At 68.2% G+C, this 19,659-nt stretch carries 15 protein-coding genes and 1 pseudogene; 6 read left to right on the plus strand and 10 right to left on the minus strand.

Annotated elements, in window-relative coordinates; all coding sequences use genetic code 11:
- Positions 1–10: 10 nt before the first annotated feature.
- A complete protein-coding gene (locus ABGB05_RS34805; protein WP_347658260.1) occupies positions 11–2,617 on the minus strand; it encodes a ricin-type beta-trefoil lectin domain protein in 2,607 nt (868 codons plus the stop codon).
- Positions 2,618–3,234: 617 nt separating this feature from the next.
- Here ABGB05_RS34805 and ABGB05_RS34810 point away from each other — a divergent pair.
- The 3 genes from ABGB05_RS34810 to ABGB05_RS34820 all read left to right on the plus strand — a co-directional run bounded on the left by ABGB05_RS34810 (position 3,235) and on the right by ABGB05_RS34820 (position 5,400).
- Positions 3,235–3,450 carry a hypothetical protein gene (locus ABGB05_RS34810; protein ID WP_347658246.1) on the plus strand — a complete coding sequence of 72 codons (216 nt, stop codon included), beginning with the start codon at positions 3,235–3,237 and terminating at the stop codon, positions 3,448–3,450.
- A gap of 10 nt (positions 3,451–3,460) precedes the next feature.
- Positions 3,461–3,940, plus strand: a complete 480-nt coding sequence (locus tag ABGB05_RS34815) for a polyketide cyclase (RefSeq protein WP_347658247.1) — start codon at positions 3,461–3,463, stop codon at positions 3,938–3,940.
- A gap of 215 nt (positions 3,941–4,155) precedes the next feature.
- Positions 4,156–5,400: a PQQ-dependent sugar dehydrogenase gene (locus ABGB05_RS34820; RefSeq protein WP_347658248.1), complete on the plus strand. Its 1,245-nt coding sequence runs from the start codon at positions 4,156–4,158 to the stop codon at positions 5,398–5,400.
- Between the two features lie 425 nt (positions 5,401–5,825).
- Here the strand turns inward: ABGB05_RS34820 and ABGB05_RS34825 are convergent, their stop codons facing one another.
- The 6 genes from ABGB05_RS34825 to ABGB05_RS34850 all read right to left on the minus strand — a co-directional run bounded on the left by ABGB05_RS34825 (position 5,826) and on the right by ABGB05_RS34850 (position 12,868).
- Positions 5,826–7,343, minus strand: a complete 1,518-nt coding sequence (locus tag ABGB05_RS34825; protein ID WP_347658249.1) for an aldehyde dehydrogenase (NADP(+)) — start codon at positions 7,341–7,343, stop codon at positions 5,826–5,828.
- A complete protein-coding gene (locus ABGB05_RS34830; RefSeq protein WP_347658250.1) occupies positions 7,340–8,578 on the minus strand; it encodes a fumarylacetoacetate hydrolase family protein in 1,239 nt (412 codons plus the stop codon). Before ABGB05_RS34830 ends, ABGB05_RS34825 begins: the two co-directional genes overlap by 4 nt.
- Complete coding sequence (locus tag ABGB05_RS34835) at positions 8,575–9,759, minus strand: mandelate racemase/muconate lactonizing enzyme family protein (protein ID WP_347658251.1); 1,185 nt, start codon at positions 9,757–9,759, stop codon at positions 8,575–8,577. Before ABGB05_RS34835 ends, ABGB05_RS34830 begins: the two co-directional genes overlap by 4 nt.
- Before the next feature lie 8 nt (positions 9,760–9,767).
- Positions 9,768–10,598 carry a carbohydrate ABC transporter permease gene (locus ABGB05_RS34840; protein ID WP_347658252.1) on the minus strand — a complete coding sequence of 277 codons (831 nt, stop codon included), beginning with the start codon at positions 10,596–10,598 and terminating at the stop codon, positions 9,768–9,770.
- A complete protein-coding gene (locus ABGB05_RS34845; protein WP_347658253.1) occupies positions 10,595–11,551 on the minus strand; it encodes a sugar ABC transporter permease in 957 nt (318 codons plus the stop codon). Before ABGB05_RS34845 ends, ABGB05_RS34840 begins: the two co-directional genes overlap by 4 nt.
- A 69-nt stretch (positions 11,552–11,620) precedes the next feature.
- Positions 11,621–12,868: a sugar ABC transporter substrate-binding protein gene (locus ABGB05_RS34850; protein ID WP_347658254.1), complete on the minus strand. Its 1,248-nt coding sequence runs from the start codon at positions 12,866–12,868 to the stop codon at positions 11,621–11,623.
- Between the two features lie 208 nt (positions 12,869–13,076).
- Between ABGB05_RS34850 and ABGB05_RS34855 the strand changes: the two genes are divergently transcribed.
- On the plus strand, positions 13,077–13,880 hold the full coding sequence (locus ABGB05_RS34855; RefSeq protein WP_347658255.1) for an IclR family transcriptional regulator: 804 nt from the start codon (positions 13,077–13,079) through the stop codon (positions 13,878–13,880).
- Between the two features lie 206 nt (positions 13,881–14,086).
- Here the strand turns inward: ABGB05_RS34855 and ABGB05_RS34860 are convergent, their stop codons facing one another.
- Positions 14,087–15,457 (minus strand): endo-1,4-beta-xylanase, encoded by a 1,371-nt coding sequence (locus ABGB05_RS34860; protein ID WP_347658256.1) that lies wholly within the window; start codon positions 15,455–15,457, stop codon positions 14,087–14,089.
- A gap of 615 nt (positions 15,458–16,072) precedes the next feature.
- Between ABGB05_RS34860 and ABGB05_RS34865 the strand changes: the two are divergent.
- Positions 16,073–16,255: pseudogene (locus ABGB05_RS34865) on the plus strand (haloacid dehalogenase); the annotation flags it as partial.
- Between the two features lie 110 nt (positions 16,256–16,365).
- Here ABGB05_RS34865 and ABGB05_RS34870 read toward each other — a convergent pair.
- On the minus strand, positions 16,366–17,028 hold the full coding sequence (locus ABGB05_RS34870) for a pentapeptide repeat-containing protein (RefSeq protein ID WP_347658257.1): 663 nt from the start codon (positions 17,026–17,028) through the stop codon (positions 16,366–16,368).
- A gap of 308 nt (positions 17,029–17,336) precedes the next feature.
- Between ABGB05_RS34870 and ABGB05_RS34875 the strand changes: the two genes are divergently transcribed.
- Positions 17,337–17,918 (plus strand): NUDIX hydrolase, encoded by a 582-nt coding sequence (locus ABGB05_RS34875; RefSeq protein WP_347658258.1) that lies wholly within the window; start codon positions 17,337–17,339, stop codon positions 17,916–17,918.
- On the opposite strand, the gene ABGB05_RS34880 is transcribed toward ABGB05_RS34875, so the two are convergent.
- Positions 17,899–19,230, minus strand: a complete 1,332-nt coding sequence (locus ABGB05_RS34880) for a helix-turn-helix transcriptional regulator (protein ID WP_347658259.1) — start codon at positions 19,228–19,230, stop codon at positions 17,899–17,901. The two genes, ABGB05_RS34875 and ABGB05_RS34880, sit on opposite strands and share 20 nt — an antisense overlap.
- Positions 19,231–19,659 lie beyond the last annotated feature (429 nt).

Here is a 19,659-nt window from a genome sequence, read left to right on the forward strand (position 1 = left end):
GTGAGGTTCGTCAGGTACGCAGGGTCCACCGCTGGTTCGCGCCGCCGTTGCACGACCAGAGGATGATCTTTGTGCCGTTGGCGGTGGCGGCACCGTTGGCATCCAGGCAGAGCCCGGACTGCACGTTTGTGATGGTCCCGTTGGTGTTGACGTTCCACTGCTGGTTGAGCCCACCGTGGCAGTCCCAGATGATGACCGCGGTGCCGTTTGCCGTGCCCGCCCCGGAGGCGTCCAGGCACTTGTTGCCGTACACCGTCAGTTGCCTGCCGGCGGTGGAGGTCCACCGCTGGTTGGTGCCACCGCCGCAGTCCCAGAGCTGCACCTGGGTGCCGTTGGCGGTCGTGGAGTTGGGCACCTCGACGCAGCGGCCGGACTGGCCGCCCACGAGCTGCGTGCCCTGCTGACCGCCGCCGCTCTGCTGGCGGACGACGGAGGTCGACTCCGCCGACCGGTTGCCCTGGGCGTCGACGACGTAGAGCCGGTACTCCCCCGGCGACGCCGGCACGGCGATCGACGTGGCGGTGCCGGACGCCCTGCTCATGGTCGGGCCGGCGGTGAAGGTGGTGGTGCCGGAGGGGGCCAGCCAGACCGAGCTGGTGGCGTCGCCGGTGCTGCGGATCGGGATCGACGCCGTCGCGCTGGTGACGAACGTGCTGGCCGGCAGGACGTGGTTCGGCAGGGAGAGATCGCCCGCCGGGACGATGTCCCGGTACGCGTCCTCGAGTCCGGAGTTGACGGCGATGCCGTAGGCCGCCGCCGGCCAGACATAGTCGGAGGAGACGATGATGTCGCCGATCGTGCTGTTCGGCAGATTCTTGTTCGAGACCTTGTTGATCGGCCCGTGGATCTGCGTGATGCTCAGGTCGTGCTTCCGCCCGAAGTCGTCGGAATTGATCATCCAGGTGACGTTCTTGTCGATGCTCAGGACGTTGTCCCGGAACGTGATGTACGCCGATCCCTCGTCCGGGTGGAGTCCGTACTTGTGGCCCGAGGGAACGCCCTGGAGATAGTTGTTGGTGATCATGGTGCCCGGCTGGCTGCCGAGCGTGTAGATCGGAGCCGTGTCACTGAGCCGCTGCACCGTGTCGATGATGTGGTTGTGGCTGATGGTGTTGTTCCGCGCCGTGGTGGTCGGCCGGTTCGGTGCGATCGAGCCCGCTGACCCGTCGAAGTTCCACCACCCCCAACCGAGTGTTATACCCGACCACGGAGCTTTTTCGATCCGGTTGCGCTGCACGGTGAGGGTGTCGACGAAGTACGCCGAGATCGGGCTGTGTCCGTTGAACAGGACCGCACTGTCGTAGAGGTGGTTGTTCCTGATGTCGATGTTCTTCGGCAACCCCTCGACCTGCGGGGAGTACTTCTCGCGGTTGGTCGAGGTGCCGTCTCCGAGGTAGACGTGCTGGGGATGCCCCACGGTGATGGCGGAGCCGGCGATGTCGTTGGTGTGGTTGCCGACCAACTGGCTGCCCTGCACGTCGTTGACCATGTTGATTCCGTCGGCGCCGGTGTGCTGGACCCGGTTACGCTGCAGGACGATCCCGTCGGCGTTCTGGACCTGGATGATGCCGGGCGTGACGTCGACGTTGCGGTAGTAGTAGACGTGGAAGTTTCCCCTGGCGTACGCCTGCGCGCCGAGATTGCCCTGTTGCGCCTGCTTGAAGGCAGAGCCGGCGACGGTGAACAGGTTCCAGTCGGAGTGCTGCACGGTGAGACCGGAGAACGTGATGTTTCGCGCGTGACTGCTCGTCGAGGTGCCGGCGATCCGCAGCAGGGTGGACACGTTGTTCGGTGCGATCACCGTCGCGGTCGACATGTTCTCGGTGCTGCCCTTGTAGAAGTACAGGGTGCGACTGGTCTTGTCGAAGTGGAACTCGCCCGGCGTGTCCAGGAACTCGTAGGCGTTCATGAGTTTGTGGGTGCCGCCGACCTGGGCGTTGCCGTTGAACGCACCCTGGGCGATGGCCGCACCTGGTTGCTGGAAGAGGGCTACCCGGTTCGCACCGTCGGAGCTGGTGGTCACCTGGCGGACTCCGACGAAGGCCGTGGTCCAGGTCGTCCCCGTCTCGATCTCGATATCGTCATGGTTGCGGGCGATGGCGGGAAAGTCGTTCAGGCTGTACCTGGCGCCGTCACACTGCGACCCCGATTCCCAGGCCCATGCGGCTTGCCCGGCCGTGACGGTGTACGTCCCGTAGCATCCGGCCGAGCTGATCGTCTTCGAGGCCATGAACGCGCGCTTGTCGTTGACATAGAGCGCCCGCAGCTTGTTGGCCCGGTCGAGCGGCGCCTTCCAGATGTTGCCACTGTGCTGGGTCCACCCGGTCACCCGCACACCGCCGTCGAGCACCGGCGTCTCGTTGGGGTAGGCGGAGTAGACGACCCGGTGACCGTTGGTGCCGGAGTCGCCCGGCCCGAACTCGATCGTGCTGCTCACCGGATAGATTCCGCCGCGAAGGTACACCTGGATGTCGCCGGTCATGTTCGCGTTCACCGTGCGAACGACGTCCCGCGCGCGTTGTAGCGTTCTGAAGGGTGAGGTGATCGTTCCCGGGTTGCTGTCGTTGCCGTCGGGAGCGACGTAGTAGGTTTCCTGGGCGGCGGCCGAGGCCGGCATCTGATTCGCCACCACGGCCGGCGACACGGCGGCGACGAGCACCGCGAGTGACAACAACGACGTTCTGACGGCAGGAAGGCACGGACGGCGGCGCTGCCGAAGCGCAGGTTCGGCGTGTGCCGAGCCCGCCGCTCCGGTTCCGCCCGTTCCTGGTGTCGACGTGACTACAGCGGCGACTCCGGAGAACACGAGAGTTCGGAATCGACGCCCGGAGGGACGGGTCCGGGGATTCATCTTGATACTCCAGTTGCGTCAGAGGGACGTTGCGACGTTTTCCGGCTCTCGGAGCGCACGAGGCGGTGACATGGTGAGCGATAACAGTCACCTGTCCGACCGGACGGTGGCCATGGCGGCGTTGGCTCTTTTAGGGTGGCGGAACGGGTCAGCGGCGAGCGGAGCCAGGGTGCTCGTCAGGCGGGCGGGCCTCCACAGACAAAAGAGATCATGTTAGCGGTCACATCGATCGATGACCTTCAGGTTTGCAGACGGGGCCAGGTTTCTCAAACCAAAAGTTTCGGTTATCTGTGGATAGCCGCGAAGGTCGGCACCTGCTCCGCGAGCCGGATCCTGCCCCTGGCTTGCTCGCCGTCTGACCGTGAGGATGTGGGCGTGAGGCGATGGACGCGTTCGGGCCGATAGCCGACCTGTCCGAGACCGCCCGGCCGACGCCGGCGCAGATGCTCGAACCGTACCTGCCCCGGCCGCCGGCACAGCAACAGCGCGTCATCACGTCCCTCGGCCGGCTCGTCGACGACTTCGGCGGCACCGTCGCCGTGGATCCGCGTACCACGCTGGCGCCGGGCCGGGCGGGACGGCGGGCGCATGCTCGGTGACCGCTGGGGCGTGACCGACGACGACGTCTCGCGCCCCTACCCGTGCGACGACTTCGTCGCCGCACCCACCCTGCAGGCCTGGCGAGGGGTACGCGTCGACGCGCCCACGACGGCGGTGTGGCCGTGGGTGGCCCAGGTGCGGCTCGCGCCGTACTCGTACGACTGGATCGACAATCTCGGCCGCCGCTCGCCCCGACGGTTGGCCGGCCTGCCCGAGCCGACCGCGGGAGAGCCGTTCACCGCCGTCGCCGGACGTGCGCAGGGCCGGATCCTCTCGGTCGCCCCGGGACAACAGCTCACCGGGGAGATCATGGGCGCCGTCATGTCCTACCTCCTCGTCCCCGTCGAGGACCACCTCACACGCCTGCTGCTCAAGGTCGTCATGCGGACGAACCGGCTGGTCGCGCTCGGGCTCTGCGTCGGCGACCTGGTGATGGCCCGCCGACAGTTGCTGAACCTCAAGCGGCTCGCCGAACGCGACGGAGAGTGACAGCAGTGGACCGGAGCGTGCCACTCAGATCGTCCGCAGGACGTCCCGATGGAGACGATCGTGGTCGCGTCCGCGCCGTCCTGTCGACCGAGAGTCCTGCTCCGACCGGGACGGCGGCGAGCCGGGATGACGGGTTGGACATTGACCATGGTAGATGTAGTGTGGGAAAGCTCCCAGATCGCGTCCTCCACACCACCTGCCCGAGGAGCTGACACATGTCGCGACCGCGTCGTCGCCCGGCCACCAGGCTGGCCAGCCTGCTCGTTCTGGCCCTGTCCGCACTCCTGTTGCCACCGGCGTCGGTGGCCGGCACCGCCGTGGCCGGCCCACCCCACACCCGCCCGGTGCCACTCACCGAGCTGACCGTGGTATCCGAACAGGTGGCTTTCGGGCTGCAGCGTCCGATCGCGCTCACCGGGCTGCCGGACGGCCGGATGCTGATCGCGGAGAAGAACGGCACCGTCCGCGCCTACCACCCCGACACCGGCCTGGCGGCCGAGCCGGTGCTCGACCTGACCGCCCGGATCGACACGTCCGGCAACGAGCGCGGCCTCCTCGGCATCACCCCTGCGCCGAACTTCGCGCGGACCGGGATGCTCTACGTGGCCTACACGAGCCTGCCGGCCGGCGCACTGACCCTGGCGCGACTGCCGATCAGCGCACCTGACCGGCTGCAGGTGCTGCTCACCCAGGAGCACGCTGAGTACAACAACCACAACGGCGGACAGGTGGCCTTCGGCCGCGACGGCTACCTCTACTGGTCCCTCGGCGACGGCGGCCACGCGAACGACCCGTTCAAGTCCGGCCAGAACCTCGGCACCCTGCTCGGCAAGATCGTGCGGATCGACGTCAACCGCACCTGCGGGGCGAAGCCCTACTGCGTACCCTCCGACAACCCGTTCGTCCACACGCGCGGCGCACGGCCGGAGATCTGGGTCTACGGCCTGCGCAACCCGTGGCGGTTCTCCGTCGACCCGGTCGACAACTCCCTCTGGATCGGTGACGTCGGCCAGGGCCTGGTCGAGGAGATCAACCACATCCGCCCGTGGCAACGTGGGGCGAACCTCGGCTGGTCCTGCCGGGAGGGCACCCCGGTGTTCGACCCGGAGCAGTGCCGGCCCGGCGTGCGGTACACCGACCCGGTCTTCGAGTACGAACACTTCATGACGGAGAGCTGCTCGGTGACCGGCGGCGTGGTGTACCGAGGGTCCGCCACCCCGGAGGCGTGGGGCACCTACGTGGCGAGCGACTACTGTTCGACCCTCGCGTTCGCCGTACGCCCCAAGCCCAACGGCGGCTACGAGTCCGCCACGATCGGCAACTTCCCCATCCAGCCGACCGCGATCGACGCCGACGTGCACGGCGAGTTGTACGTGCTCAGTGACCTCCCCGGATGGCTGAGCCGGGTACGGTTCGAGCGGGTCCAGCCGACCTCCGGCGGCGGGCCGACGAACCGCTGAGCCCCGGGACGAGTCCCGCCACATCCGCAGCGCCCCACCTGGGGACGGCCGCGTCCGCACGGCCGTCCCCAGATGTCGGCCTCGAGACCGCGGCGCGACTTGTGCACCGCGCGGGACCCACCGCCGGCGGCCGTGGCCATCCTGCTCCGGGCGATCCACCAGGAGCAGGATGGCCACGGCTACCGAGACGACCCTGGCCTACCTGTCGCCCACCGGCGCGCTCCGCGACGCGTTGAACAGCGTGTCGCCCTTGTCGTAGGCGACGACCGGAGCGGCGAGTCCACTGTGTACGATCCGCTTCAGCGGTGGTGGAGGTGAACCGATAGTTGGCACGCGCGGAGCGGTACGGGTGGTAGCCGACCGGGTCCAGGCAGCGTCGATCCCGCGTCGCCGGCCCGGCGCGGGTGACGCGGGGGTTCAGGCCGTCACGGCTGGGCCGGTTCCCACCTCCCGTCCACTCGTCGGGCGATCCCGGCGGCTTCGTCCCTGAGTTCCTCCGGCAGGAGCCACTCCGGCGCGTCCTGCCAGGCGAACGGGCGAAGGAATCGCCGGATCGACGTGGCACCCACGGAGGTATGCACCGAGTTGGTCGACGGCCAGGGTCCGCCGTGGTGCTGCGCCCACGAGACCCGGACGCCGGTCGGATAGCCGTCGAAGACGATCCGGCCCGAACGTTCGACAAGCACGTCGACCAGCCGGCGGATCTCGCCGGCGTCATCCAGCGGTCCGCTGTGGATGGCCCCGGTGAGCGACGGCGGGACGGTGGCGAGCACCGCGTCGAGCTCGGCGACCTCGCGATAGCGGACCACCACCATCAGCGGCCCGAAGCACTCGTCGGCGATCTCGGCGGTCAGGCCCGACAGGTCGACCTCCAGCAGAACCGGCGCGACGGTGAAACCATCGCCCGGGCCGACCTCGGGCCGCGCCGCGAGGCGGGCACCGGCGCGCCCGATCGCCGCCGCCCGTTCGACGAAGGCGTCCCGGATGCGTTCGTTGAGCAGCACCGCGCCGCCGGCCGAGGCGACCCGCTCGCGGAGCGCCTCGACGAGCCGGTCGCCGGCGGGGTCGGCCGGGACGAACGCCAGCCCGGGTTTGGTGCACAGTTGTCCGCCCGAGCCGGTGAAGGAGCCGAACAGCCCCTCGGCGATCTGCTCTCCCCGGGTCGCGGCTGCCGCCGGCAGGACGACGATCGGGTTGACGCTGCTCAGCTCGGCGTAGAACGGGATGGGATCGGGGCGTTCGTCGATGGCCGCCTGGATGGCCCGGGCGGCACCGAGGGAGCCGGTCAGCGCGGCCGCCCGGATGACGGGGTGGCTCACCAGCGCGCGGCCGGCCTGCTCCCCGTACACCAGGGCGAGCACGCCAGCCGGACCACCCATCCCCCGGACCGCCGACTCGATCGCCGCACCGGACGCGTGCGACGTCAGCGGGTGGGACGGGTGGGCCTTCACCACGACGGGGCAACCGGCGGCCAACGCGGCGGCGGTGTCACCGCCGACGACCGAGAAGGCGAACGGGAAGTTGCTGGCCCCGAAAACGGCGACCGGCCCCAGGGGGACGAGCATCCGCCGCAGGTCCGGACCGCGCCCGAGCGGCGTGTCGGCGGCGTGGTCGATGGCGGCCTCGAGGTACCCGCCGTCGCGCAGCACGTCGCCGAACATCCGCAGCTGGACCGCCGACCGGGTGAGTTCCTGATCGAGTCGCGGGTGCCCCAGCCCGGTCTCCGACCGCGCCGTCGCGACCAGATCCGCGCGCCGGGACTCCAGCGCGTCGGCGATCGCGTCGAGCAGGTCGGCGCGGCCGGGCCGCCCCAGGCCGGCGAGCCACCGCGCCGCCCGGGACGCCTCGTCGGCGATCACCGCCAACCGGTTCTCGTCGGTCTCGGTGAGGTCGGTCGTCCGACGCCGACCGTTGCTCGGGTCGACGGTGGTGATCACGTTCACAGCAGTCCTCTCCTGACAAGGTTGCCCATCAGATCGCGGACCCCGAACTGCCAGGGCTCGCACTCCTCGGCGTGGCGGACCCGGTTGACCAGGGTGCCGAGCGCGGGAGCGCTGATCCGCACCACGTCGTCGAGCTTGTGGGTGAACCCCTCGCCCGGCCGGTCCCGGTCCTGGATGGGCGCGAACATGGTGCCGAGCATCAACACCGCGCCGTCGGGATAGTGGTGATGCGGGCCGATCAGTTGCTGCACCAGCGTCGCGGGGTCCCGGGACATCCGGGCCATCTCCGACACCGCCGTCAACTGGAAGCCGTCCACCCCACTGACCTGTAGGCGTACTTCGAGCTCGCGTACCCGGTCCAGGTTGAACCGGTCGTCGAACAGCCGGATCAGGGGCCCGAGGGCGCACGAGGCGTTGTTGTCCTTCGCCCGTGGGAGCAGGAGCGCGGACCGTCCCTCGACGTCCCGGAGGTTCACGTCGTTACCGAGGGTGGCACCGACGATCCGGCCGCTGGACTGCACGATGAGCGCGACCTCGGGTTCCGGGTTGTTCCAGGTCGACGCGGCGAGCACGCCGACCGGGACGGCGGTGCCGACCGCGGAGAGGATCTGACCCTTGGTGAAGATCTCGGCGTCCGGTCCGAGTCCCACCTCCAGGTACTGGCTCCAGACTCCCTCGGCGACCAGCATGACCTTGAGCCGCTCCGCCTCGACCGAGCCCGGCGCCAGGGTGTGCAGGTCGGCGCCGATGTCGGCGATCGTGCGACGACGGAGGTCCGCCGCGAGCGCCAGGTCGCCGCCGGCCCGCTCCTCGATGACCCGTTCGATCATCGAGACGGGGAAGGTCACCCCGGCCGCCTTCAGCGCCTGGAGGTCGACCGGGGTGAGCAGCCACGGCCGGGTGTGGTCCCGGGTCGTGGCGTCCGTGTTGGCCAGGATCTCCTCGAAGCTGCCCAGCCGCGGCCCGTCGAGCTCGGCCACGACCGCGGCGGGATCGGGCAGCTCGCAGATGTCCCGTACGGTCGGGAACCGGTGACTCACGTCGAGGACTTCGCCGTCCCGGACGATCACCGGCGAGGGTCCGTCGACGGTGGGATCCCAGATCCGGCCGACGAGCAGGCTCCGCTCGATGTCGTCCGGCAGCGCCTCGGCGGCGGTGCCGACCCAGTCCGGGCCGGTGGTGGCGCCGACCCGGTCCGGGTCGGTGGCGAGCGCCCGGGGCGGTGGCAGCGTCATGAGGTGCTCTCCAGGTTGAAGTACGACCGCTCGTCACGGGGTCGGATGTCGTACACGGCGTCGCGGAACATGCGGAGCGGGTGCGGGGTGAACGGGTGCCGCTCGATCGCGGCGAGGTCGAGCTCGATGCCCAGCCCCACCACGCCGGACGGGATGAGCACGTCACCGTCGTCGGTCAGCACCAGCCGCTCGTTGGTGATCTCGGGGCGCCACGGCACGTCGGTCGCCATGATCTCCAGGTACCGGAAGTTCGGCAGGGCCGCGGCGAGTTGGAGCGTCGCGGCGGTGCTGAGCGGACCGCTCGGGTTGTGCGGCGCGAAGCCCACGTAACTGGTCGCGGCGAGCGTGGAGATGAAGGCGAGTTCGGCGATTCCGCCGGCGTGCGTGACGTCCGGCTGGACGAAGTCGACCGCCTGCCGGGCCAGCGCCGGGGCGAAACCCTGCCGGCCGTACCACCGCTCGCCGGCGGCGATCGGCACCGGCGAGGCGCGGCGGATGTCGACCAGGGCGTCGAGGTTGTCCGGCGGGCACGGCTCCTCGAACCACACCGGGTCGAACGGTGCGATCTCCCTGGCGATGGTGATCGCGTGCCGGACGTCGAACCGGCCGTGCCCCTCGATGAACAGCTCGACGTCGCGCCCCACCGCGCCGCGGACGGCGTCGACCTGGGCGAGTACCCGGTCCAACTGCCGGGTGGTGATGGTCATGTCGTAGTTCTCGAACGGATCCCACTTGAGGCCACGGAAACCGGCCCCTACCGTCGCGCGGGCGGCGGCCGCGTACTCCTCGGGGGTGACGGCCCCGGAGAACCAGCCGTTCGCGTACGCGCGAACCCGGTCCCGGGTCGCACCCCCGAGCAGCCGGGAGACCGGAACGCCGAGGTCCCGGGCCGAGATGTCCCACAGGGCCATCTCCAGCGCGCTCAGGGCGGTCATGATGACCGGCCCACCGCGCCAGTACCAGTCCCGGGTGAGTTCGTAGAGGATCTTCGAGATGCGGGTGGGGTCCAGACCCACGACCGCCTCGGCGACCTCGGCGACCGCGCCCTGGACGGCCCGTTCCTTGCCCTCCAGGGTGGCCTCGCCGAGACCGACGATCCCCTCGTCGGTGTGGACCCGCACGATGACAAGGTTCGTACGGTAAAAGTCGACGACAAGCGCGTCGACCGAGACGATCTTCATGTTCCGGATCAACCCTTCACGGCCCCGGCGGTCATGCCGGAGACGACGTACTTCTGCACCAGCAGGTAGAAGGCGACGGCGGGCAGGGTGAACATGAAGGCGACAGCCATCACCGTCTGGATGGGTGTGCCCAGTTCGCCGATGAAGTTCGCGATGCCGACCGACGCCGGCTGCAGCTCCGGCGTGAAGATGAAGGTCACCGCGAACACGTACTCGTTCCAGGCGTGGAAGAAGGCGATGACCGCTGTCGCCGCGATCGACGGGGCGATCAGCGGCACGTTTATCCGGGTCAGGACGACAAGCGGTCGCCCTCCGTCGACCCGCGCCGCCTCCTCCAGTTCCCGCGGGATGCCGTCGAGCGCGCCCTTGAGGATCAGCGCGACGATCGGCAGGACGAAGGCCGAGTTCACCAGGACGAGCCCGGTCAGCGAGTCGAGCAGGTCGAAGCGGCGGAACAGCGAGAACAGCGGCACCACCATCAGCGCCTCGGGGAGCATCTGGGTGAACAGCAGCACCAGGGTCAGGGCGGCCTTGCCCGCGAACGAGAACCGGGACAGCGCGTAGGCGATCGGGATGCCGAGGCCGACCGAGAGGACCATCGTGCCGACCGCGATCACCAGGCTGTTGAGCAGCCACCCGGCCGCCTTGCCCTCGGCCAGCGCGTCGACGAAGACCCCAAACTGGCTGAAGTCGGGGATGAGCCGTGGCCGCTCGGCGAACAGGTCGCCGTTGCTCGACAGCGCCGTGACAAGCATCCAGTACAGCGGGAACACCGCGACACCCAGCACGGCGAGCACGGCGACGATCCGCGCCGTGACACCGAAGCGGAAGCCCCTCATCGGACGTCCTCCTTCTCCACGGCACGGGCGACGAGTCGGCTGCCGATGATGACGATGAGCGAGATGACAACGCCGACCATGCCGATCGCCGCCGCCGCGCCGAGTTTCTTCGAATCGAATGCCTGCGAGTAGAGGTCGATGACGAGCGTCCGGGTCGCGCCGACCGGACCGCCCTTCGTCATCAGCCAGATGAGCTCGAACCGGCGCAGCGACCAGATCGTCATGAGCACGGCCAGTAGTCCCACGGTCGGCTTGACGACCTGCCAGGTGACCGCGCGGAAGGTGGCCCACCGTCCGGCGCCGTCCATGATCGCCGCCTCGTTGAGTTCCTGCGGTACGGCCTGCAGCGCCGAGAGCAGCACCACCGAGGTGAACGGGAACAGTTGCCAGATGGTCGTCGCGAGCACCGCCGGCAGCGCGTACCGCGGGCTGTCCAGGATCGCGCCGCCCGGCACGCCGAGCCCCACCGCGTCGAGGACCCGGTTGACGATGCCGTACTGCGCGTTGAGCATCCAGGTCGCGATGAGCGCGACCGCGATGCCGGGCGCGGCCCAGGGAATGGTCACCAGCGCCCGGGCCACCCCCCGGCCGCGAAAACCCTTGTTCAGCAGGAGCGCGACGCCGAGCCCGAGGCCGACCGAGCAGACGACGCAGGCGACCACGTAGCCGAGGGTGGTGAGCAGGGTACGGCGGAAGTCCGGGTCGCCGAAGATCGTCTCGTAGTTGTCGAGCCCGACCCACTGGCCACCGGTGGGGTTGAGCAGGGTCGTTCGGGTGAAGCTGAGGTACACCTCCTGGACCAGCGGCACCCCCTGGAAGACGAGGATGAACAGCGCGGCGGGCGCCAGGAACAGGTAGGGGGTCCACCTGCTACCCAGCGCGCCGCTGCGGCGACGCCGCGGTCCGGACCGGGGAACCGTTCCGGGTGTTCTGGTCTGCTCGACAACAGTCATCGAGTTCGGTCCTTCTCAGGTAGGGGGCTGCCGCGCACCAGGCCGTCGCGTCGCCTTGTCGAGGGCCGGTCAGCGGGCCAGTTCGCTCGCCTGTTGCTGGGCGCGGTCCAACGCGGTCTTGAGGTCCACCTTGCCCTGCAGCGCCGCGATCACGTTCTCCACGATCACCTTGCGGATGTCCGGCGTTTTGGCCTCGAAGCCCAGCACGATCTGCGGCAGGCTGGACTCGGTGAGTTGGTCGAAGACCGGGAGGAACGGGGTCTTCTGGAGCGACTCCGCGCTCCGTTCGGTGGTGGTCGCGACGCTGCTCGCGCCCAGGATCTCCTGCAGCTTGACCTGGTTCTGCGGCTCCAGCGTCCACTGGATGAAGGTGGCCGCCGCCTCCTTGTCCTCACTCGCCTCGTTGATGACGATCGGCGCGAGGATCGCGCCCTGCTTGCGGACCGGGAACGGGATGGGCGCGACGCTGAAGTTCAGCTTGGCGTTCTGGCCACGGGTCGCGGTCACGTACCCGCCGTTGTTGAGCTCCATCCCGACCTTGCCCTCGGCGAACATCCGGCGGAACGTCGCCGCGTCCGCGCCGCGCGGGATCACGTTCGCGTCGTACAGGTCCTTGTACGCCTGCAGTCCCTTGAGGTTCTCGGCCGAGTTGATGGTCAGGTTCTTGCCGTCGGACCAGGCGCCGCCGAAGCCGTAGACGTAGTTGAAGATGTCCTGCCACACGCCGGCTTCCTCGGCCTCCGTCTGCCGGAAGGCCAGGCCGTACACGTCACCCTTGGTCAGCGACCGCGCCGTGGCGAAGAACTGCTCGTACGTGGTCGGCGGCTGCGGGATCAGGTCCGCGTTGTAGAACATCGCGTAGTTCGACGCCTCGAAGATGACGCCGTGCCGGACTCCGTCGTGCACCATGAACTGGTCGGGCTGCTTGAGCAGGTTGTACTTGCCGACGTCGATGAGGTCGTCGAGCGGCGCGATCAGGCCGGCGTCGGCGGCGGCCTCGAACTCGGGCATGTCGAAGCGGACCAGGTCGGGTCCCTTGCCGCTGCCCATCTGGGTGAGCACCGTCTGCCCGAAGGTCGGGTACGGCACGGCCGCGGCGGAGACCTGCACCTTGTCCTGGCTCTTGTTGAACTCGTCGAGCCAGGCTGTCAGCAGCGGCCCACGGCCCGGGTCGCCGAAGGTCGAGGCGGCGAAGGTCAGCTTGGCGACGCCATCGTTCGAGCCGCCGTCGGAGCCGCACCCGGTCAGCAGGGCGGCCACCAGGCCCAGCGCACATGTCGCCCCGGCGATACCGAGGCGCGCAAATCTCTTACTCATCGTTACGCTCCTGTTACAAGCCAAGGTCGTCCTGGAAAATTGCAACGATCGTAGCGCCATGCGCAACGGCGTCAAGTGGAGATTGCAGTGAGCGTCAACTACATTGCATAATGTGCAACGTCGACTCGCGACACTCAGTCACCGACAGTCAGTCACCGACCGGGTCGCGAAACCGACGAACCCATCCATCGCACGAGGGAGACCGGCTGTGTCGCAGTCGATTCGCCGCGCGATCGACCTTCTGCGTCGATCGGCAGAGCACCCGCTGACGCTCACCGAGGCGGCGGACGTGCTCGGCGTCCACAAGTCCACCGCCCTGCGGACACTGCAGACCCTGGAGTCCGAGAGATTCGTCCGCCGGACCGGTGCGGGGACCTACGTGCTCGGCAGCGGACTGATCGAACTGTCGGAACTCGCGCTCGGCTCCATGGACCTGCGACAACTCGCCGCCACGCAGCTACGTACCCTGCAACGCGAGACCGGGCACACCGTACACCTGGCGCAACTGACCGGCGACGAGATCGTCTATATCGACAAGGTCGACAGCCGGGCCTTCGACGCCGTGAAGCTGCCGTCCCGGGTGGGACGCGCGGTATCGCTCTACGCGAGCGCCGTCGGCAAGATCATACTGACGTACCTGCCCCGCGAGGAACGCGATCGGCTCCTCTCCCACGTCGTCTTCGAGCAGTTCACCGACACAACCTTCGCCGACCGCGACCGCCTGGAAGCCGAACTCTCCCGCATCCGCGAGAACGGCTGGGCCACCGACAACGGCGAGCACGACGCCTACGTCATGTGCGTGGCGGCACCGATCAGGGACTACCGCGGCCAGGTCGTCGCCGCCGTCTCCCTCACCGCGATCGAGGTCATCGCAAGCCTCGACGAGCTGAAGACCAACCTTCCGCTGCTGCTGGAGACCGCGAACCAGATCTCCGCGGAACTCGGCTACACGCCCTCGCCCGCGGTGACGCCCACCGGGCGGACCACGGCGGCGGCAGGGTACCGACCGTGAGCGGATCGCCGCCCGGCGAGGACCCGTAGGCGGCCAGCGCGGCGGCCACCCGGTGACCGGCGGCGCCGCGCCGCCAGGGGACTCGAACCCCGAACCCGCGGATCAGGAGCCCGCGTCAGCAGTGCGCCACTGTCCACGGAAAGCGGTCGGGTGAGGCCGCGCGGGACCGGTCCGAGCCGGACCGGTCCCGCACGTCCTTCCGCATCTCAGGCCCTTGTCCAGCGTTGGTTGGCGTTGCCGTGGCAGCTCCACACGATCACGGCGGTGCCGTTGGCGGTGTTGTTGCCGTTGACGTCCAGGCACAGGCCGGTCTGAGCGTTGCTGATCGTGCCGTTGCTGTTGAGGATCCACTGCTGGTTCGCGGCGCCGGTGCAGTCCCAGATCTGCGCCCGGGTGCCGGCGGCGGCGTTGTTCGGCACGTCCAGGCACTTGCCCATCACCTGCAACGCCCGCCCGTTCTGGGTGAACTGCTGGTTGGCCCCGCTGTGACAGTCCCAGATGAGCATCTGGGTACCGTTGGCCGAGCTGGCGCCGTTGACATCCAGGCACCGGCCGGACGCCTCGTTGCGCAGCCTGTTGCCGCTCGGGGGGTTCGGGTTCGTGCCGCCGTTGAGGGCGTCGAGGACCGCCGTGTACGCGGCCTTCTTGTTGCCGGCGCAGTCGAACAGCAGGGCATTGTCGCTGCCGCGCCAGGAGTCACAGTCCCGGACACCCCAGACCGTGATGCCGGTGCAGCGGGAGATCGCCAGGCAGGCCCGGGTGACGGTGGCATAGATGTTGGCCTGATTACCTCCCTGGGTGACGTCCAGCTCGGTGATCTGCACGTCGACCCCGAGGTCGGCGAAGCGTTGCAGGTTGGCCTGGTAGTCGCTGGGAATCGTGGTGCCCAGGTGTGACTGGAACCCGACGCAGTCGATCGGTACGCCCCGGGACTTGAAGTCGCGCACCATGTTGTAGATGCCTGTCGACTTCGCGTTGATCCCGTCGGTGTTGTAGTCGTTGTAGCAGAGCTTGGCGTTCGGGTCGGCGGCGTCGGCGGCCCGGAACGCGGCCTCGATCCAGTCGTTGCCGGTGCGCTGCAGGTTCGAGTCACGCCGGCCCCCGCTGCCCCCGTCGGCGAACGCCTCGTTCACCACGTCCCAGGAGTGGATCTGCCCCCGGAAGTGGGTGGCCACCTGGGTGACATGGTTGATGGCGGCGTTGCGCAGGTCACTGCCGGAGAGGTTCTGCGCCCAGCCGGGCTGCTGGGCGTGCCACAACAGGGTGTGCCCGCGTACGGTCATGCCCTGCGACCGGGCGTGGCTGACGATACGGTCGCCGGCGCCGTAGTTGAACACGCCCCGCTGCGGCTCGGTCGCGTCCCACTTCATCTCGTTCTCGGCGACCAGGCTGTTGAACTCGCGGTTCAGCACCGACATGTACGTGCTGTCGGAGAACTTGTACGTACCGACCGCTGCGCCGAAGTAGCGGCCCCTCTCCGCCGCCGAGGCGCCCAGGGTGGTGGCCGCGTGGGCGGCGCCGGCGGGCACCAGCACCATGCCGGCGGCCAGCAACCCGGTCGCCAGCGTCGACAACATCACCTTGGTCCGCCCTGGTCGCTGCGGAGATCCGCTCGAACGTACGAGGTCTTTCATCTGCGTCAGCCCTTCCGGAGACGAACCGGGTACGTGGTGTTAGCGCTAACATCCAGGTCCAGGCAAATGCCAGGCAAGTGGCACCGGAGACAGGGGGGGCGCTACACGTCGATGAACTCGAGATTGCCACAAAGTTTCAGGACATTCAAGTAGATCGTTGCCATGCAGAGATATCCACTGCTCAACGGGGGTGGCAGCGCATCGGACCGCCCCCGCTGACCAGGCCGTGAGCCGTGCACGCCTCAGGCCGATTCGGGCCTGTCGTGGATTCCCTGCTGTCGAGCGGCGCCGATCAACTGCGCGCGGTCCACGTTGCTCGATGGCGTTTCAACGCGGAACGGCGGCGAGCCAAGGACGCTGTACAACACCCCACACACGAGGTGGTCCGACAGTGGCGCCCCATGTCCGGACAAGGCAACTGCGCCAACCCTTCGCAATCCTCCGTCCGCCTGTCCTCGCGGTCATCGCCGATGAGCCGAGCCTGCCCGTCTGCGCCCGGCGACTCCGGGCACACGGACCCTCGTAGATCACTCTGCGTGTCCGGGGGCACAATCAAGGGGTGATCGCGAGCGTGTTCTCCTGCCGGCGCAGCAGGCCGGGATCGCGACCGCCCTGGTCCGTCGCGGCCCCTGGGGGCACATCCTCGACGATCACGCGGTCAGCGACCGCTGCCTGTTCCAGCTCGACTCACTGGCCGAGCTGCCTGACCTCGTGCGCAAGCACAACGAGTCGGCCGGCTAACTACCCGGAAGGAGCGGCCCGGCCGGCGCTGAGAGCGGCGAAGGGTTCGTCAAGCTGGACGCCGTGCCGGCTGTCACCGAGTACGGGCCGGACGGCTCGGACTCCGCGTTTCAGTCGGCCCGCACGTCAACGCGTAGCTCCGCGATGACCAGCTGGGTGAGTTCGGGGAGTTGTTCTTGGCCGAGGGTGACCCCGTGCAGGTTGACGAGTGCCGTCTTCAGATCGTGGAGGCGGTTGCCCCGGAGGTCAGCGCCCTGGAGCTGGCAGGAATCGAGTTCAAGGTCGGTCAACTGGCAGGACCTGATGACGATTTTGGGTAGTCGGCAGGAGGACCACGTGCCGTTGGCGAGGGTGCAGTCGGTGAAGGCTGTGGCTCCAGCGGCAACGACGCGTTGGAAGGTGGCGTAGTCGAAGCGGCAGTCGTCGAAGAGGACGTCTTTCAGGCGTACGTCGGTGAGCCGGGTACCGGTGAACCGCGAGCCGGTGAACGCGCAGCGTTCGATGGTGATCCCGGACAGGGTTGAGCCGGAGAGGTCGGTGCGGGCGATTTCGCTGCCCCAGATGGCTCCGGCTTCCCAGGTACTCTCGCTGAGGTCCGCGCCGGCGATCCGGCTGCTGCGGATGCTGACGTCTTCCAGTTGCGCACCTCGCCAGGAGACGCCCTCGATGCTGGCCTCGGTGAGGTCGCTCGCCGGATCGTGGACGTTGTCAAGATCTTCCGGGTCGAGGTCCGGGAGCAGGATCTTTACATCACCGATGGTGGTTGTCCGCATGAATCCTCAGCATGGTTAGGGCGCGGGGTGGCGGCGGAGGCCTTCCCGCAGTGCCGCACGTTTCGAGTCTTCGGCCTCTCTTTTTGTCACTCGCCTCCGAGAACACATGAGACTAATTAGGGCTGATCATTCGCCTTGCATTCCAATGGAGAATATACGAGCTAGAACCTCTGTTCTCCCAAGTCTCGCTCGGCTCGCACACGCTCCGTCCCCGCGATCGGCATACGGATACGTCATTGCGATTCGCGGGCCGCACCGAGGCGGAGCTCGCTCGCGGCATGCCGGAGATCGACCGGTAATCTCAAGCCGTGGGCGAGCGAGGCGCAGCTGACAATCCGGAGTGGATCATTCATGAGGAGCGGGTGGTCGATGAGTCACGTCGGGCAAGACTGAGCATCGCTCGTGTGGAGTTGCCGGACGGGGTAACGTTCGAGCAGTACGTGTTACGCGTCCCGAAGGCTGCGATGGCGGTGGTACTCGACGATGCGGGCCAGCGGGTTTTGATGATGTGGCGGCATCGGTTCGTGATCGACCGGTGGGTGTGGGAGTTACCGGGCGGCTATGTGGACGAAGCCGAGGACCCCGCCGTCACCGCTCTTCGTGAGGCAGAAGAGGAGACCGGCTGGCGTCCTGCCAGGCTGGAGCCGCTGGTCTCGTTCCAGCCGATGGTGGGTACCGCCGACGCCGAAAACCTGCTGTTCATCGGCCAGGGCGCGGAGTACACCGGTGCGCCGACGGACATCAACGAGGCCAAGAAGGTGGAGTGGATCGAGCTGGCCACGGTGCCGGAGCGGATCGCGCGAGGTGAGATCGTTGGGGCTGCCTCGGTGGTGGGGCTGCTGGCGGCGATGAGCTGGCGGGACGGTCGGCTTACGCCGCCTGCGCGGTGACGAGCCTTGCCCGTTCGCTGAACTCCTTGACTCGGGCGTCAGTACGCCATGGGTTCAGCTCGCGTACCAGCCGGTCGATGTAGGTAACCGCGCGGGCGGAGGAGATCTGTTCGGCGAGGTCGAGTGCCTGGTTGCCGACAGTGCAGGCTTGGTCGACGTCGCGGGCGAGGACGTGTGACCTGGCGAGGAGGAGCTGGTTGAACAGCCGGCCGCGTACGTAGCCGGTGTTCATGTCCAGCGAGCGGCGGGCGCACCGTTCGGCACGTGATTGGTGGCCGAGGGCGCGGAAGCAGTGGCCGGAGATGGCGGCGAGGTACGCCTCGTCGAAGTAGCCCATCCAGTGCGGGTCGTTGGCCCGGTCGGCGTTCTCGAAGACCTTCTCGGCTTCATTCAGCGCGGCGGTGCTGGTCTTCTCGTCGCCGAGTTGGGCGTACGCGTGGGCCCTCATCACGGATGCCTCGGCCGCCAGGGCGGGGATGTTGGCGCGGGTGGCGGTGCGGTGTGCGGCTTCGGCGAGGGTGATCGCGGGCCGGTGCTCGCCGAGGAAGATCGCTTGGTGGCTCATCGCGGCGAGGATCTCCGCGCCGAGCGGGCGGTCCTGTGCAGCTGATGCCAGGGCGAGCGCCTGGGTGAAATACCTCTGTCCGAGCCCGTGCTCGCAGGTGTCGTACGCGAGCCAGCCGGCGAGTTGGGTCATCTCGGCGATGGCGCTGAGCGTGGGCTCGCCGAGCTGCGTCGGGCTGGTCGCGTTGCGCAGCAGCGGGGTGACCCCGGCGTCGAGGTAACGGACGACGGCTGGGCGGATCTGCCCTCCGCCGTAGCGGTTGTCGAGGGTTCGGAAGGTGCGCGTCATCGCCCGGATCGTCTCCGCACCCGCTGCGTCACCGCTGGGCACCGCAGACCGACTCGGCTGATCGGTGAGCGTGAGCCACTGCCGTACGGGTAGGGCAAGCGCGGCCGAGGCGTACACGGCGTCGTGTAGGAAGCGGCGTCGTCCGGCGTCGTGCCGCCAGAGGGATGTCACGATGTCCAAGCCTTCCGACCACTGCTGTGCGAACGTCAGACCCAGGTCATCGAGGGTGGGCGTCGGGTCGGCCGGGCGGGCTCGGGCCGCCGTGGCGATGAGCTGACCTCCGGCTTGGAGGCTGCTGTCGCAGGCGGCGACGAACTCCAGGCTCGGCGCTTTGACGTCCTTCTCGATCTCCCAGATGTAGACGTGGCTGTAGTTGACCTTCTTTGCGAGTTGACGCAGCGTCAGACGGCGTTGGGCACGCCATCTGCGTAGCGCTTCTCCGACAGTCTCGTCGGTCACGGTTGTCCCCTGCCAACTATGCCGTTAGCTAACAGTCAGCTAACGGATCACTACTGGTGGTCAACGTCTGTAGCGACAACGCTACATGCAATGGCCGATCAACGGCAGACAGTCCATAGCCGACACGATCGGGTCGTAAGACCGCAGATGTACCTCGCCGCCGTACCGCCTCGAAGGCTACGGCGGTGGGTGCGGGGCGGGCGCGCAGCCGGGTCAACTCGTCGGTGCTGGCATGCCCGCCCTTCAACAAGGGAGGGGAATCGTGGCGACCACGTACCTGAGCAGTGCGGGGTTGGATCAGACGGAACGTGTCAAGGATTTGAGGCCAGCGGGAGTTATGCGGCCTGAGGTTCCGCCTCTGGTTTGTTGATCCAAACGTGTTCGGGTAGATCGAGGATCTTCGGTAGGAGCCGGTTGGTGCCGAAGCGT

This window comes from Plantactinospora sp. B5E13, assembly GCF_039871775.1.
Taxonomy (GTDB): domain Bacteria; phylum Actinomycetota; class Actinomycetes; order Mycobacteriales; family Micromonosporaceae; genus Plantactinospora.